Raw genomic sequence first — 17,308 nt, forward strand, 5'->3', positions numbered from 1 at the left:
TGGTACAATAGGACATATAATTGAAAGAATAAGATTATAAGACAGAATTGGAGAGTGCTGTATGAAGAAAAAGATTTTGATTCCCCTGATTATTATAATTGTGCTTGCCGGGGCGGGGGCATGGTATGTGGGGGATTATTACCATAGCGATGACAGTGTACAGACATACATGCAGAAAGAAGGGGATGTGAAGGTCAATGAGATAAAGGAAGGCCTATTCCTTGACGGGCCGGGAACTGAGGATGCTGTTGTTTTTTATCCGGGAGCAAAGGTGGAATACACCGCATATGTACCGCTGCTTTATCAGCTGGCAGAGCAGGGGATAGACTGTTTCCTGATTAAAATGCCATGCAATCTTGCTATTATGGGGCAGAATAAAGCAGATTCCATTTTAGATGGATACAAGTACGATCACTGGTATCTGGCAGGGCATTCTCTGGGAGGGGCTATGGCGGCATCTTATGCGTCAAAACACCTGGAAGATCTGGACGGTCTGGTCCTTTTGGCGGCATACCCAACGAAAAGCCTGAAGTCGGAGGATTTTTCCGTGCTGTCCGTATACGGCAGTGAAGACGGCGTCCTGAATATGACGAAGTATGAGGAGGGGCTTAAATGGATGCCGGATCGTTATACGGAGTTGTGTATTGAGGGCGGATGCCATGCTTACTTTGGTAACTACGGGAAACAAAAAGGCGACGGTGCGGCGGGGATCAGCCGTGAGAAACAGCAGGAGCAAACGGCTGCAGCAGTGGTGCAGATGATACAGGGGGCCGGGCAATAGAGGAAATTGCAAAAAAGTATTGACATGGAGTTCACTCAAAGGTCTATAGTAAAAAAGAAGCATATCGGACAGGATTTAAGAAAGAGGGACTAAAACATGGTATACAGAGATTTTCAGGATTTAAAGCTTTCTGCATTAGGGTTTGGGGCAATGCGTCTGCCGCTTACTGGTGACGGACAGATTGATGAGGAACAGACGGCCAGAATGACTGCTTATGCAATAGAACACGGTGTGAATTATTTTGACACTGCATATGGTTACCACGACGGAAAATCAGAAGTCGTTATGGGAAAAGTTCTTTCCTCATACCCGAGGGAAAGCTATTATCTAGCGGATAAGTTTCCCGGATATGATCTCTCCAATATGGGAAAAGTAGAGGAGATTTTTGAGGAACAGCTGGAAAGATGCGGCGTAGAGTATTTTGATTTTTACCTGTTTCACAATGTGTATGAGAAAAATATTGATCCATATATGGACCCTGATTACGGGATTATGGAGTATCTGTTAAAGCAGAAGGAAAACGGACGCATCAGACATCTCGGGTTTTCGGCACATGGGCGTTATGATACGATCAAACGTTTTCTGGATACATATGGAAGGCATATGGAATTCTGCCAGATCCAGCTGAATTATTTGGACTGGAAGCTGCAGGATGCAAAAGCAAAGGTGGAATTGCTGGGTGAATATCAGATTCCGGTATGGGTAATGGAGCCGCTTCGGGGAGGAAAGCTAGTCTCTCTTTCCGAAGAGAACGAGAAAAAATTAAAAGCGCTCCGTCCGGAAGAGGACATTCCTGCATGGGCATTCCGATTTTTGCAGAGCGTGAAAGGAGTAGCAGTAACTCTGTCAGGAATGTCTGACATGGAACAGATGGTAGACAATGTCCGTACCTTTGAGGAAGATAAGCCGCTTGATGAAACGGAAATGAAGGCATTGATGGAAGTGGCAGATAGTATGCTGGATATTCTTCCTTGCACAGCATGCCGCTATTGCGTGGCACATTGTCCCAAGGGGCTGGATATACCGGTACTGCTGTCACTTTATAATGAAACAAGATTTGTTAATGGAGCGATTACGCATATGGCAGTAGATGCACTTGATGAAGAGAAAAGGCCGGGCCAGTGTATCGGCTGTAAGAGCTGTGAGGCTGTCTGTCCACAGCAGCTGGCGATTGCAGATGCGATGCATGATTTTACGGAAAAGCTGAAACAGCCGGCGGGGCTGTAAAGCGCCGTCCATAGAAACCCGTTGCAACTCATCCCGGAAACACTTATAATAATTAATGGACGCTAAATAGAAGCAAAATACTAGAGAACTGAAGGGACGCGGCAGAGATGGTAAAAGCGGTATTTATTGATTATACAGGGACAACGGTACAGGAAGGCGGGGATGAACTGCAGGAGATCATTATGAGAATCTGCAGGAACAGCAATATCCATGACCCAAAAGAGGCTGTAGGCCGCTGGTGGGAACTTATGAAGCAGTATGAAGAAAGCAGTTACAAAGAAGCGTATCTGACCGAAGATGAGATTGTCGAGAAGGTGCTGGCAGATTTGTGCAGGAGGGACGGCCTTAAGGAGAATGTGGATGAACTGCATGAGCTGTTCCGGGGATTCTGGGTGAATGCACCGTTGTTTGATGACGCAGAAAGATTTTATAATAGATGTGAAGTTCCTGTCTATGTAATTACGAATAATGGAGTTCCCTATGTCGAGGAAAGCATGAAGAAAAAAGGACTTTCTCCGGCAGGGATTATTTCCGCAGATATGGTAAGGGCATATAAGCCGCATCGGGAAGTCTTCGAAAAGGCGCTGCAGATAAGCGGATGCAGGGCGGAGGAGACGGTCCACATCGGGGATTCTTACGATTCAGATGTTCTGGGTGCACAGGCGGCGGGAATACGGCCTATACTGGTGGACCGTACGGGAAAACAGCAACATAATGATATCCTGACTGTACAGTCTTTGACAGATATACAATTATAAAAGAATGACTGACACAAAAACCACATAACAAATTGCTCTGTTACTGAAAGGGCATTTTGTTATGTGGTTTTTTTATATTGAAGAAAGATGAAGCATTCGTTTCGTAAATAAACTATTTTCCGAATCGTGGATGTGGTTATACCAGAAACCACATTGAAAACATAAGGTGGAAATGCACGAAAAACATTCCGAAATAACAGCATAGTGCACAAAAATAAAGGCTGAAATTGACATGTATTTCGTGGCATAGTATAATGTTAAAAAGATAACATTATCTGGTACAGCCAGATTTACTGAATGAAGGAGGAAATGAGATGGGAGAATTCAGGGTACTGGAAATCAAGCAGAGTGTATTTGCAGACAATGATAAACGGGCACAGGAATTAAGAGACGAGCTGAAAGAGAAAAAAGTCTTTCTGCTAAATCTGATGTCTTCCCCGGGGTCGGGTAAGACGACGACATTATCGAGGACAATCGAACAGCTGAAAGACGAACTGAAGATCGGCGTGATGGAGGCGGATATCGATTCAGATGTGGATGCAGAGACGATTTCCAATCTTGGTGTGAGGGCAATCCAGCTTCATACAGGGGGAATGTGCCATCTGGATGCGGATATGACGCGTCAGGGACTGGAAGGGCTAAAGACCGGGGATCTTGACCTGGCGATTCTGGAGAATGTGGGAAACCTTGTCTGCCCGGCAGAGTTTGATACAGGGGCAGTAAAGAATGCCATGATCCTGAGTGTGCCGGAAGGGGATGATAAGCCATTGAAGTATCCCCTGATGTTTTCCATCTGTGATGTGGTGCTGATCAACAAGATCGATGTGCTCCCGTATTTCGACTTTGATATGGAAAAATGCCGGAAGAACATTCTGATGAGGAATCCCAATGCAAAGATTATTCCAATTTGTGCCCGCACAGGGGAAGGGATAGAGGAATGGACCAACTGGCTGAAGGAAGAAGTGAGAGGCTGGCAGTCGTAAAGACGGCTGTCTGAATCCGGGTATGGATATACCCGGGGGAAGGAGTGAAAGTGATGGCAGAAGAGAGAAAATTAATATTAAAGCTGGGGCAGAAGATTACGGACCGTATCGGGCACAAGGTGACTGTGGATGATCCGGAATACTGGGGGCTTGCCTGTGTAATTACGGATGAGATGGCGGAAGTGGCGCTGGCCATGAAGGTACGCAGACCGGCCAGCGCGCAGGAGATCGCAAAGAAGTGTAAAAAACCGCTGAAGCGGACAGAAGAACTTCTGCAGGAAATGAGTGTGATCGGTCTTCTGGAATATAACTGGGAGAATGCTGACCACCATAAGCAGTACATACTTCCGATGTTCGTACCGGGCTGTGCGGAATTTATGAACATGAATAAAGAACAGGTGGAAGAACATCCGGAGATCGCACGGTTTTTCGAGAGAATGTCACGCCTTCCGCTGGAGAAAGTCACACCGATGGTGCCTCTTGGCGGGGCCGGGGTAGGGATGCACGTGATTCCGGTGGAAAAAGCGATCCCGACGGAGCAGAAGTCTGTCAGTGTGGAACATATATCCCACTGGGTACAGAAGTATAAAGGGAAATATGCAGTGGGTGCCTGTTCCTGCCGCCGTTCACGCAGGATCCAGGGGGAAGGCTGCGGGCATCTTGAGGACGATATGTGCATTGGTGTAGGGGATATGGCGGATTACCTCGTCGAGACCGGGAAGGGAAGGTATATCGATGAAGCAGAAGTGATGGAGATTCTTCAGCGTGCAGAGGACAACGGGCTGGTACACCAGATCACCAACATAGACGGGGAAGATAAGATCTTTGCCATCTGCAACTGTTGTGTCTGTTCCTGTTATGCTCTGCGCACCTCACAGCTTTTTAACACGCCAAACTTGTCCCGTTCCGCTTATATCGCGCGAGTGGATGCCGATAACTGCGTGGCATGCGGACAGTGTGTGGAATACTGTCCGTCCGGCGCAGCCAAACTGGGACAAAAGCTGTGTACGAAGGAGGGCCCGGTCGTATATCCGAAGCAGGAGCTTCCGGATGCCGTGAAATGGGGACCGGAGAAGTGGAATGAAAATTACAGGGACGACAACCAGATCAACTGTTATGATACAGGAACATCTCCGTGTAAGACGAACTGCCCGGCACATATTGCGGTGCAGGGATATATTAAGATGGCATCTCAGGGAAGATATCTGGATGCATTGAAACTGATCAAGAAGGAAAACCCGTTCCCGGCAGTCTGCGGAAGTATCTGCAACCGCCGCTGTGAGCAGGCATGTACAAGGGGCGAAATTGATCAGGCAGTGGCGATTGATGAAGTGAAGAAATTCATTGCCATGCAGGAACTGAATGCAGAGACACGTTACATCCCGCCGATGGTCAACCAGATCGGAAAGATGTATCCGCAGAAGGTAGCCGTTATCGGTGCCGGCCCGGCCGGAATGTCCTGTGCCTTCTTCCTTGCACAAAAAGGGTATCCGGTCACTGTATTTGAAAAGCATCGTCATCCAGGCGGAATGCTGACGCACGGAATTCCGGGCTTTAGGCTTGAGAAGGATGTTGTGGATGCAGAGATTGAAGTCCTGCGTGAGATGGGCGTCGAGTTTAAGTGCGGTGTAGAAGTTGGAAAAGACGTAACACTTGCAGAACTCCGTGCACAGGATTATAAAGCATTTTATATTGCAATTGGATGCCAGGGGGGAAGAAAAGCAGGAGTTCCCGGCGAAGAGGCAGTGGGCGTGCTGACGGGAGTAGAATTCCTCCATATGGTCAATACGGATGAGACGACAGGCCTGACAGGGCGTACCATCGTTGTCGGCGGCGGAAATGTGGCCGTTGATGTTGCACGCAGTGCCGTGCGTGCGGGTAGTTCAGACGTATCCATGTACTGTCTGGAGGATAAGGATTCCATGCCGGCAGCAGCGGATGAAGTGGAAGAGGCTGAGAGTGAAGGCATTGCCGTGAATCACGGCTGGGGACCGAAAGAAATCCTGACTGCGGACGGAAAAGTGACAGGAATCGTGTTTAAGAAATGTATTTCCGTTTTCGATGCAGATGGACGGTTCTGCCCACAGTATGATGAAAACGAACTCAAGACAGTGGAATGTGAAAATGTTCTCATGAGTATCGGCCAGAGCATAATCTGGGGAAATCTTCTGGAAGGCTCGAAAGTGAAGCTGGGACGCGGGAACGGAGCAGTGGCAGATTCCCTGACGTACCAGACTGCGGAGCCGGATATCTTTGTCGGCGGCGATGTCTATACGGGACCGAAGTTTGCAATCGATGCGATTGCAGCGGGCAAAGAGGCGGCAGTATCGATCCACCGTTTTGTACATGAAGGGCAGAGTCTGACGATCGGACGTAACAGACGGGAATTTGTGGAACTGGATAAGAAGAAGCTGGATATCCCTTCAGACAGTTATGATAATTCTGTAAGACAGGTTCCGGGACATCAGTCTGGTATCGATGCGAAGACTACATTCCGCGATACACGTCTTACATTTACAGAGGAGCAGGTGAAAGCGGAGACGGCACGCTGCCTCGGATGCGGCGCAACAGTGGTGGACGAAAACCGGTGTATCGGATGCGGTGTCTGCACAACGAAATGTGAATTTGATGCAATCCATCTAAGCAGGGAACTGCCTGATGCAAGCAGAATGATGAAGAGCGAAGACAAGATGAAGGCAATCCTGCCTTATGCAGCGAAGCGTCAGATTAAGATTATGCGTAATAAAAAATAAGGAAGAAGATGAATGAGATATGCATGAATTAGGTCTTGTCACGCATGTTGTCCGAACCATCGAGGAGATCGGCAGGGAAGAAAAGCTGACGGAAGTCGCTTCCGTCACGCTGGAAATCGGTGAGGTGAGCGGCGTTATACCCGATTATCTTACCGACTGCTGGAAGTATTTCCGCGTAAGGTCGGACTTATTAAAAGAGGCAGAGCTGGAAATTGAGACGATTCCGGCGGTTACCCTTTGTGAGGACTGCCAGAAAACATATTCAACACTGGAATATAAGAAGATATGTCCGTACTGCGGGAGTGAGAATACATATCTGTCAGCGGGGAATGAGTTTAATATTAAGGAAATAGCTGCCTGTTAAGAGGAATGGGAGAAGAGGAGTGTTATTATGTTTGTATTTACAGAAAATGTGCCGGATATATTAGTCTGGCTCGTATGGATTGGTGTGTTTGTGTCACTGTTTGCGGCAAATGAATTAAGCCGCCGCTTTAAATGGGTTGGATTCGGATGTTTCGTGGTTCTGCCGGTTGTTCTGACGATCCTGTGGCTGACCGTTTTGAAAGATACGTCCTATATGGACTGGTTCCATCTTGCAAAAGTATATTCGTCTACAGCAGGGTGTATCGGTTTCTGGTGTATCCGCCATATCAAAAAACTGCAGCATAACAAGATTGCATTGTGTTTTCCGCCACTGATTCTTGCAATTAATATTCTGGAAGCATGCTCCAGAGATTTCCAGATCAGCCGGTATGCAACTCCGGTTGTAGAATATATGAACAACCAGGTCCAGTATTATGTCGGCGGTTCATGGAATATCATGAACGGGATTGCAGGAATCCTGAATATTATCACGATTACAGGATGGTTCGGAATCTGTATCCGCAAGAAAACTGCGAAGGACAACAGCAGGGATATGCTCTGGCCGGATATGATGTGGTTCTGGATCGTGGCTTATGATTTGTGGAACTTCGCCTATACATACAACTGCCTGCCTACTCATGCATGGTACTGCGGATTCGCACTTCTGCTGGCACCTACGGTATGTGCATTTACGATTGGTAAAGGGGCATGGCTCCAGCACCGTGCACATACACTTGCCCTGTGGTGCATGTTTGCCCAGACATTCCCTGCATTTCAGGATGCGAGCAGATGGCTCGTCCATTCCACATCCAGCAAGGCCATTGCGGATGCAGCAATTCAGGAAGGCATTCTGGCATCTGACGGAATTACCATGCTCAAAGACGCAGGAATCTATCAGGTGGCAGGCGCAGCTCCGAATACCACATTTTTATTCGTAATGAGCCTGCTGGCACTGCTGGCTAACGTGGCTGTATTTGCGTATATGATTTACCGGATCGTAAAGACAAAGAAGAACCCTTATAAGGGAGAGCTGTATACAGATCTGAGGAAATATCAGGAAGTCAGGGCTCTGGGAGAATAGGGCTTGCATAATTTTATATAAGAAAGAATGGGCACCCGGGAATATCTTTTCCGGGTGCCCATTCTGATTGTGCCCGGGGTTACAGACGGGTGGCAGAAGCAGAATATTTAATCCATATTTGATCTGTTTTTAATCTTTCATTTTTATAATAGAGGATATCCCGTGTCAGCATCAAAGAGATACAGGATATATTTTTAAGAAAAGAGGAAAAACAGATGGCAAAATTAAAAGGGGAAGTGAGTAAGGAAAAGAATCATTGGATTCATTCTCACCGGGCAGAATTGGCCAGTGTTGTACTGATTTTGATTTTTTCCGTAGCTGTCATTATATGGAACAGGGGGATTCAGGATCAGTACGAGCATTATAATAATACGAATATTACATATGAAAAGGGGATTGTGACAGAGACAGGCAATGATGAACTGACTGTGGATGAGACAAATCCGGACAGATATCTGGGGATGCAGACTGCTAAGATTAAGCTGTTAAGCGGGAAATATAAGGGAGAGACAGTGGAGACGGAGAACTACCTGACGGCGGCAAATAATATCTATGTAAAGCCGGGCACAAGGGTGATTGTTTCACAGGATGAACCCGAGGATACGGCTCCTTACTTTGTCATTTATAATTATTACAGATCGCCTGCTATATATGGGATCATTCTTGTGTTTTTCTTTTTCATGATCCTCATCGGCGGGAAAAAGGGCATCCGAGCGCTTCTGGGACTCGGGTTTACTTTATTTACGATTGTGATGTGGATGATACCGATGATCTATCTGGGGCACTCCCCGGTTGTAATGGCAGTCCTTACGGTTGTCATGACAACAGCATGTGCACTGGTCCTGCTGAACGGGACCGGCAGGAAAACGATGGCGGCAATCTGCGGTACGGCGTCAGGCGTGATTCTGGTAGGGGTTATATTTGCAGTTTTTGCAGCAGTGCTTCATATCTCCGGATACAATACTGACGAGACAGAATTTATGGTCCTGATTTCAAAGAACACACATCTTCAGATTTCACAGGTACTTTTTGCGGGAGTACTGATTGCTTCTCTGGGAGCGGTGATGGATGTAGGGATGTCGATTGCATCTGCTTTATATGAGGTGCACGCCGTGAGTCCGGAGCTTGGCCGCGGAGAATTATTCAGGTCCGGGCTTAATATCGGCAAAGATATGATCGGGACCATGAGCAATACGCTCATTCTCGCGTTTACCGGAAGCGGCCTGAGCACGCTGCTGGTCCTGACAGGATACGGGATCAAGTACCATCAGCTTGTCAGCTCAGACTTTCTGGCGATTGAGATTGGACAGGGATTGTCAGGGACGATAGCGGTGATCCTGACAGTTCCTTTGACCTCTGCGGCAGCATCTGTTTTATATAAAGCGAAAAGGAAATGTTAAAAAAATATACAAAAATTTTATTTAGGCAATAAAAACATTAACTAAGTATTAACACCGTAATGATTTATCTCTTATTTGCTTTCGTTAACCTGTGAGAGGTGGCCGTCCATAAAAGACGGGACAACTTTCAAGATGAGAAGGAGAGGAAAATGCAATGAAAGGGAAGACAATCAACAAATTACTGGCGTTGTTCCTTACTGTGGCAGGCGTGATGTCATCACCGTCAGTGCTTGCGGTAAGCGCCGCCGGAAATGTGGCCCAGCCCGCATATGAGAACACCCAGGATATGGGAGGGACTCAGGAAACAGGCAGTGACAGCCAGCCGATGGAGGCCAATGGCTTTATTTCACCGGAGGGGGATATAGATTCTGTATCTGATCCGGCTGCAGAAGTTAGTTTCGGAGTCGTATCCGATACACATGTACGCCAGGATAAGGCGACGGAGAAAAGCAGACTTGCGAAGGCATTTTCGTTTTTTAGTGAATCCGGCATGGACCGTATGGTAGTAGCCGGAGACCTGACAGATAACGGGGCTGCCAGCGAGTATGCGGCATGGAAACAGATCAAAGAAGAGAATCTGACAATACCTCTGATCGCGTCAATGGGAAACCATGAGAATAACAGCGCTGATGCATTTACCGAGACAACGGGAAATAAGCCGAATGACCATCAGGTTGTGAATGGGTATCATTTTATCACGCTGAGTCCGGGAAGCGGGGAACTGGATGCAGAGACAGGCAAAGGTACAAAGCAGGGAGGCGGAAATTATACCTATACGCTGGACTGGCTTGAGGAGCAGCTTTCGCAGGCGGAGGCAGACACACCGGACAAACCGATTTTTGTATTTTTCCACCATCCGATTAAAAACACATTTTACGTTTCCACGGAATGGTATGGAAGCGGGCTGGATGAGATTTTTAAAAACCATCCGCATGCGGTGACATTCTCCGGACATATTCACAGTCCAAATAACATGCCAACAAGTATCTGGCAGGACGGCGGCTATACGGCAGTAAACACGGTAACTTTGTCCTATATGGAAATGGAATCCGGGATGATCTATGGCTCTGTACCGCCTAATGCAAGCCAGATTGCACAGGGACTTGTTGTGGAGGCGAACGGCAGCAGGGTTACGATTAAAAACTATGATTTTCTCGCAGACAAGTGGATTCCCCAGACATGGACGTTTGATGTGACGGAAACGCTGCCTTATACAGACGAAAGAGCGGAATCTGCACAGGCACCTTATTTTGCAGACGATGCACAGCTGACGGTCAGTGAGGTTGGGGAGAATTCTGCAAAACTGACATTTGACCAGGCAGAAGTGGCAGAGAATAACGTAGGGGATATCGTGCATTCCTACAGATATGACTTTATCAATACGGAGACACAGAAAGTCGTGAAGACATTCAAAACATGGTCTGAATATTATCTGCAGCCTATGCCGGAGCAGATCACGCAGAAGGCTCCGGACCTGGAAGGCGGAATGTCTTATGAGGTAAGGATTTATGCGATTGATGCCTACCAGAAGGTGAGTGAAAACTATCTGTCACAGACATTTAAGACAACCGGGGAATCTTCTTCCGAGCCGGGATTTGATGACATGGTCGAGGGTGTGCCGAAAGCAGACCTTCTGGATGTAGATTTCTCAGACGGAGCCATTTCAGATCATTCTGTGTCAGGCAATACGTTCTATGGAAGTGACGGCAGTAATATAGCTATGGACGAGGAGCTAGGGAAATATACGGCCAGATTTACCGGAAAAGCAGAAGAAGCATTTCTGACAGACTGGTCAGCCGAGCAGTATGATCAGACAAATGACGACTTTACAATTGAAAGTACGTTTAAGGTAGACAAGTTCTCCGGAAGTTATGTAGACCTGTTTGCCAATATGGAGTCTGCAGGAATTGGTTTTGAGATTCCTCCTTATGACGATGAATCGGCAAGTCTGGAGGCATGGGTACATGTCGGGGGCTCCTATCAGAAACCGACGGCGGCAGGTGCTTTAAAATACGGTGAGTGGAATCATGGAGTCATCACTTATGACGGTAGTAAAGTAACACTTTATGTAAACGGCGTTAAGATCGCCTCGAGAGAAGCAACAGGCAAGGTGAAGACACCGGCCAAGAGTTCACAATATTATGTAATCGGCGGAGATTCCGGTTCTAACGGCAGTGTTCAGTCACCAATGACCGGCGCGATTTCTACGGCACGTATGTACAGCAAGGCCCTGACGGCAAAACAGGTTTCCATGCTTGCAAACAGGGAGCTTCAGACGATTGACACAACCAAACCGGTTATACAGCTGGAATCCGAGCCGGCCGGTACCGGAACAATGAACAAGGATTACACGATACCGGCGGCACAGGCGGCGGATAACAGTACAATTGTTACGTTAAAGACCGTCCTGACGGCACCGGACGGAAGCGAACTTGCCGCACTGACCGGGGAGAATGGAAAGACGGAAGCAAAGACTGTGAAATTAGAAAAGGCAGGTACATATAAGCTGCTTTATAAAGCAGAAGACCGTTCCGGCAATGTCGAAACAAAGAGCTATGAGATCCGGGTAAAAGCAGGAGATCACAGCAAATTTGAAGAAGCAATGCTCAGAGTGCTGTCAATCGGAAACGATGAACTGGAGACATATACAGAAGAGAGCGTTGCAAAGCTGATGGAGGCGCTGCAGAATGCAATGCTGATTACAGACGAATCTCTTCAGGATGAGATTGATTCTGTAACTAAACAGCTGAACGATGCAGTTGACGGCCTTGTGAAAAAGGAAGAAGTACCACAGGCTGACAAATCGGCACTGCAGGACTTATTTGATGAAGTAAAGGATATTACAGGTGACGGTTATACGGAAGAAAGTTATGCGGCATTTGATGCGGCGCGTACCAGGGCGGAAGAAATCCTGACAGATAAAGATGCAGGCCAGACAGCAGTCAATAAGGCATATGATGAGTTGATGAGCAGGAAAGAAGAACTAAAGCCCGCGGCAGTAAAGAAATATGCGGAAGACATTCTGGCAGCCGCAGCAGAGGCTGACCGTACAAACGCCACAGAGGAGGCAGCCGCACAGCTGGATGAGGCAATCGCAAAGGTACAGCAGATGCTGGACAGCGGCATGGCCAAAGAACATGAAATGGCAGCAGGTGCAATCGAGGTGCTGAAAGCCGTAGGAAATCTGAATCCGGGAACTGCAAATATAGCAGGGCTTACACAGGCCATACAGTCCGCCGAAGTCCTGAATTCAGGCAGATATACACAGAACAGCTGGGCGATATTTGAAACAGCTGTCGAAGAAGGCAAAGCACTTTTACAGGAACTAAGCGAGGCAGAGCAAAACGAAGCAGAACCAGAGGCCGTGCCGGCAGACCTTGGAGGAGGAAGTAAAACAGCATCGGCAGATGCGGACAGAGTTAATACAGCACTTGATAACCTGAGTACGGCAGCGGCCGGGCTGCAGGAAAAGTCTGAGGAACAGCTGTCACAGCTGTACAGCACAATAGCAAAAGCGGATGCAGTTCTTATGGAGCAGGCGAAATATACACCGGACAGCATCTCAGGCCTTCAGGAGTTAAGAGATGAGGCAAAGCAGCTTGCAGATTCCGGCCAGGCAGATGAAGAGGCTTTAAAGGCAGCAATATCCGGTTTAGAAACATTACTGGGAAAAGTAGTAAACAGGGCCGACAAGACAGAATTACTCATCCAGCTTGCAAAGGCTTCCATGATTAAGACGGAGGAGTATACAAAGGAAAGTGTATCGGCGTTTACTGCTGCTTTCGAGAATGCAAAGAAAATTAACTCAGATGAGAATGTTTCCGACCAGAGTGCAGTGGATAAGGCGTCAGCAGAACTGGCACAGGCGATGGAGAAGCTTGTAAAGAAAGAAGGAGGGTCCGGCGACGGCAATGAAAATCAGGAACCGGGTAACGATGGAAACAGTAATGATGGAAACAACGATAATGGAAACGGCAGCGGCAGTACGGGGAACGGCAGCGGAAATAAAGACCAAGGGTCAAACGGAAATTCCCCGGCGGGAAAAACGCCTGTAAAGGCAGGGACAACCAGCACAAGTGTAAAAACCGGAGACGGTGCATCACCTGTTGTGCCGGCAGTTATGACCATATTGGCTCTGGCAGGGATCGCATTTGCGGCAGCTTGGAGGAAAAAGGTAAAATAACAGAAGGACAGAGTCATTCTTCCTTATAAGCAGAAAGATAAAAAGGGCGGAAGTATTTGTATAATTTACAGATGCTTCTGTCCTTTTTGGGTTTTCCGGTCATTTAATACATTGTTTTTGTCAATCATGCAGTACATATTTACAATTTGACAGACTATGTTACACTAATAACAATCAACAAAGGAAAGGGAGAAAACATATGTACAGAGTCGCAGTATGCGATGATGATAAAAAGACGGCAGAACTGGTGGCTTCTATCATACGGGAGTGTAATCCTGCGCTGATGACAGAGTGTTTCACGTCAGGAGAGGAACTGCTTGAGAATTACCAGCCGTGTCAGGCGGTATTTCTGGATATTGATATGAACGGGATGAATGGGATTGAGACGGGAATGCGTATCAGGGAAATGGACAAATCCGTTAAGATTGTGTATCTGACGGCTTACCGGGATTATGTGGCAGGCGCATTCAGGGTCCATGCGTTCCAGTATCTGATAAAGCCGGTTAACAGGCAGGAAATCAGTCAGGTTTTAAAAGATATATTTGATTACCTTCACACTTCGAAGGGAGAAGTACTGGATTTCCAGACTGGACAGGGGCTTCTGTGCCTTCCTGTGGAAGAAATTTATTATTTTGAATATCTGAGCAGGAAAGTGCAGATTGTTACGGAGAACGGCAGATATACGATGCAGGAGAAGATCGGCAGTGTTGCAGAGCGGATGGAACCATTTGGTTTTTCCATGCCACACCAGAGTTTTGTCGTGAACATGCTTCATGTAAAAAATGTTCTGACGGGGAGGATTCTGCTGGATAACGGAATGGAAATCCCTCTGGCCCAGAAAAAGCAGAAAGTCTGGAAACAGGAACTTCTGAATTATCTTGCAGGGAGATTGGAGGGAAAAAGGGAATGAATACAGTGGTTTTATTCTTTATCCAAATCATTGATATGGCTGTACTGATTGGCTGTGTTATGAGTGTGACCCGTGCGATTCCGGGAGGGATAGAGGAGAAGAGATGGAAAAAGGCGGCTGCCTGGATTATATACGGTGCACTGGCGCTGTTCCTTCCAATGCTGGGAAATGATCTTTTGACTATTCTGGTTCTTGCAGTATGGAATGTTCTGACAGGTTATTTGCTTTACTTCCACAGTAAAATGGGGATGGTATGCCAGATTATGTACCATGCATTTCTGATGCTGGCACAGTATATGGCATTGATGATAGCGGCAGACATCTTTTCAATTCTTCAGGTGGAGTTACAGACGTATATTTTAATGCTTGAGACATTAAGGTGTATCCTGTTGATCGGCATGACATTGATCTTAAGATATGTGATTCGTAAGGGATTTCAGGATGCACCGCATCTGAAAATAAAAGGAATGGTTATTGTTCCGATGTTCAGCGCGATATTGATATTTATGTATCTGATTGCAGGAGATGTTTTCTTTGTCAGATATGGCTACTACTGGTGCCTTGTGTTTGGTCTGCTTTTAATCGTGATGAACCTGTACTGCCTGTATTTCTGGTATGATGTGGCAAAGAATAAGGAATTGAGACATACGGTGGAACTGATGGAGCAGCAGAGGGAGCTGACACTGCAGTATTATAAGGAGATGGAAAAAAACTATGATAAATCCAGGACTATTATTCATGATATACGAAATCATCTTAATGCTATTGAGCAGAAGTATAAAATAGAAGACCGGGAATATATCGATGACGTCCATACCATGCTGAATTCAATGGGCATGAAGTTCTATACAGAGAACCGGATGCTTAATATCATATTGAATGATAAGCTAAAAGGAATTCCCCAGGACCGGGTGGACTGCAATCTGGGAGGAATCGGACTGGAGTTTATAGCCGATATTGATATCACAACCATTTTCGCCAACCTGTTGGAAAATGCCGTGGAAGCCGGGAGGGGACACGATGATTTCCGGCTGAAAATCCGCGGAGAGGAGATTCAGGATTTCACCATTGTGAAGATTAGCAACCCGCTGTACGTGCCCTATCAGGAAGGAAAATCTGCAAAGTCAGGACACGAAGGAATCGGGCTGCAGAATGTAAAAAAAGCAGTGGAAAAATATCAGGGAGAGATGCAGATACAGACGGATGGACAGATGTTTTCCGTAACACTGCTGTTTGCCAGAAGCAGTTAGTTTTGTAACAAAGCAAATAAGAACAGACAAAAGGAGTGATGTGTGATGAAACAGAAGGGTAAAATGAGAAGGGTGACAAAGATTTTGAGTATCCTCGCGGCGGCAATGTTTTTGACAGCAGCACTGACAGGCTGCCAGAGTGCCGGTACAGAGCTGTCGGATAAGTTTGATGAGGAAACGGTAAAGAGTGAGGCGATGAAGGCTATTGAGCTGTTTAATGACCGTGATTATGAAGGAATATGTGACATGGGAACACAGGAGTTCAAAGATTTACTGACCTATGAAGAATATAAAGAGCAGTGTGATCCCTTTTTAGATAAATGTGGTGAGTTTAAGGAGATCAGCAAGACCGTGGTTATGGGAAGCAAGGATAAAAAGACGGGTGCCGAGTACGGCGGGGCTGTCATGGTAGGGACATATGAAGACGGGAAGATCCAGTTTACCATTGGTTTTGACGAGGATATGAAGCTTGTACAGTTTTTGATTAAATAGAGGGGACGGATACAATATGAAACTGACAAAAATAGAAAAGAAGCAGCTTATGATATTTGTGATTATCGCATATGGTATCACTTATCTGCTGGGTGTGCTTATGGGGTATAGTTACTCGGCCGGAAAGGATGTCAGTGTTTTTCCGAATGCACAGATGCTTTATCCGGCAGCAGGCGTCATGCTGGCATATCTCATCACAAGAAAAACTGACAGTAATATGCCGCGCAGATTTTTTGTTTCTTATCTGATTGCGACGGCCCTGATGATCCTGTGTGCTATATGCAGTGTGACTGGGATCGGGGGAAACTGGTTACTCATCTGCCAGTTTATCCTTATAGGCGGCAGTATTGTATGCGGTATCCTGCTTCTGACGGATAAAAAAGAGCGCCGTTCACGGTATGGTTTAAGAGGTAAAAATGCAAAACTGTCTGTATTCTGCATCCTGCTTTTTGTAGTGCTTTATATTCTGCGGACGGCGATATCCTATGGGGTATCAGGACAGCTGTGGATGCTGGGTGAGATTGCAGTAAACCCTCTTACATGGGTAATGCTGATCAGCATTCTGGTTAACTTTTTCTTCGCGTTTATCGCTTTTTTCGGAGAAGAATATGGCTGGAGATATTATTTGCAGCCGCTTCTGCAAAAAAGATTCGGAAAGCGTGCCGGTGTGCTGCTTCTGGGCGTTGTATGGGGATTATGGCATATGCCGGTGAACTTCTTTTACTATACGAATCCTGCTGATGGAATAATCAGTATGGCAGGACAGCAAATCACCTGCATCACTCTGGGAATATTCTTCGCATATGCATATATGAAGACTGAAAATATATGGGTGCCTGTTATTTTACACTTTTTGAATAATAATCTTGTTCCGGTTATATCCGGGAGCTATAGTGCATCAGTCATTCAGGACCAGTCGGTCAGCTGGGCGATGCTGGTTCCGGCTTTGATATTAAATGGGGTGATCTTCGGGGGATTCTTATTTTCACGGGTGTTCAGAAAAGAGGAAATAAAAGCATAAAAAAGAAAGATGCTGTTGTCCGGGGCTCATGACTGCGCCGGACAGCAGCTTTCCTTTTTGTGTGCGGGAAGCTATCTATAATAATTTTCAATGCCGATGCCGATAT

The 17,308-nt window shown here is 46.5% G+C and carries 13 protein-coding genes; all 13 read left to right on the top strand.

Annotation, left to right across the window (positions count from 1 at the left end; genetic code table 11):
- The first annotated feature begins 61 nt into the window (after positions 1-61).
- The 13 genes from DWX43_RS21125 to DWX43_RS21185 all read left to right on the top strand — a co-directional run bounded on the left by DWX43_RS21125 (position 62) and on the right by DWX43_RS21185 (position 17,202).
- Complete coding sequence (locus DWX43_RS21125; RefSeq protein WP_118621738.1) at positions 62-781, top strand: alpha/beta fold hydrolase; 720 nt, start codon at positions 62-64, stop codon at positions 779-781.
- A gap of 96 nt (positions 782-877) precedes the next feature.
- Positions 878-2,008, top strand: a complete 1,131-nt coding sequence (locus tag DWX43_RS21130; protein ID WP_118621739.1) for an aldo/keto reductase — start codon at positions 878-880, stop codon at positions 2,006-2,008.
- A 107-nt stretch (positions 2,009-2,115) separates the two neighbouring features.
- Positions 2,116-2,766: an HAD family hydrolase gene (locus DWX43_RS21135; RefSeq protein ID WP_118621740.1), complete on the top strand. Its 651-nt coding sequence runs from the start codon at positions 2,116-2,118 to the stop codon at positions 2,764-2,766.
- Positions 2,767-3,080: 314 nt separating this feature from the next.
- Positions 3,081-3,749 (top strand): hydrogenase nickel incorporation protein HypB, encoded by a 669-nt coding sequence (gene hypB, locus DWX43_RS21140; RefSeq protein WP_118621741.1) that lies wholly within the window; start codon positions 3,081-3,083, stop codon positions 3,747-3,749.
- Between the two features lie 53 nt (positions 3,750-3,802).
- Entirely contained in the window at positions 3,803-6,502 is a 2,700-nt protein-coding gene (locus DWX43_RS21145; protein WP_118621742.1) for an FAD-dependent oxidoreductase, read from the top strand.
- A 19-nt stretch (positions 6,503-6,521) separates the two neighbouring features.
- A complete protein-coding gene (locus tag DWX43_RS21150) occupies positions 6,522-6,866 on the top strand; it encodes a hydrogenase maturation nickel metallochaperone HypA (RefSeq protein ID WP_109733440.1) in 345 nt (114 codons plus the stop codon).
- 27 nt (positions 6,867-6,893) lie between these two features.
- Entirely contained in the window at positions 6,894-7,946 is a 1,053-nt protein-coding gene (locus DWX43_RS21155) for a DUF5692 family protein (RefSeq protein ID WP_118621743.1), read from the top strand.
- A gap of 215 nt (positions 7,947-8,161) precedes the next feature.
- A complete protein-coding gene (locus DWX43_RS21160) occupies positions 8,162-9,346 on the top strand; it encodes a YibE/F family protein (protein WP_118621744.1) in 1,185 nt (394 codons plus the stop codon).
- Between the two features lie 154 nt (positions 9,347-9,500).
- Positions 9,501-13,529 carry a LamG-like jellyroll fold domain-containing protein gene (locus DWX43_RS21165; protein ID WP_118621745.1) on the top strand — a complete coding sequence of 1,343 codons (4,029 nt, stop codon included), beginning with the start codon at positions 9,501-9,503 and terminating at the stop codon, positions 13,527-13,529.
- Positions 13,530-13,728: 199 nt separating this feature from the next.
- Positions 13,729-14,439 carry a LytTR family DNA-binding domain-containing protein gene (locus DWX43_RS21170; RefSeq protein ID WP_109733444.1) on the top strand — a complete coding sequence of 237 codons (711 nt, stop codon included), beginning with the start codon at positions 13,729-13,731 and terminating at the stop codon, positions 14,437-14,439.
- Positions 14,436-15,689 (top strand): GHKL domain-containing protein, encoded by a 1,254-nt coding sequence (locus tag DWX43_RS21175; RefSeq protein WP_118621746.1) that lies wholly within the window; start codon positions 14,436-14,438, stop codon positions 15,687-15,689. Before DWX43_RS21170 ends, DWX43_RS21175 begins: the two co-directional genes overlap by 4 nt.
- 45 nt (positions 15,690-15,734) lie before the next feature.
- Positions 15,735-16,181 (top strand): DUF3887 domain-containing protein, encoded by a 447-nt coding sequence (locus DWX43_RS21180; RefSeq protein ID WP_118621747.1) that lies wholly within the window; start codon positions 15,735-15,737, stop codon positions 16,179-16,181.
- Positions 16,182-16,197: 16 nt separating this feature from the next.
- Positions 16,198-17,202: a type II CAAX endopeptidase family protein gene (locus DWX43_RS21185; protein ID WP_118621748.1), complete on the top strand. Its 1,005-nt coding sequence runs from the start codon at positions 16,198-16,200 to the stop codon at positions 17,200-17,202.
- The last annotated feature ends 106 nt before the right edge of the window (positions 17,203-17,308 follow it).

It is taken from the genome of Clostridium sp. AF19-22AC (assembly GCF_003479085.1).
Lineage (GTDB): Bacteria > Bacillota > Clostridia > Lachnospirales > Lachnospiraceae > Faecalicatena_A > Faecalicatena_A orotica.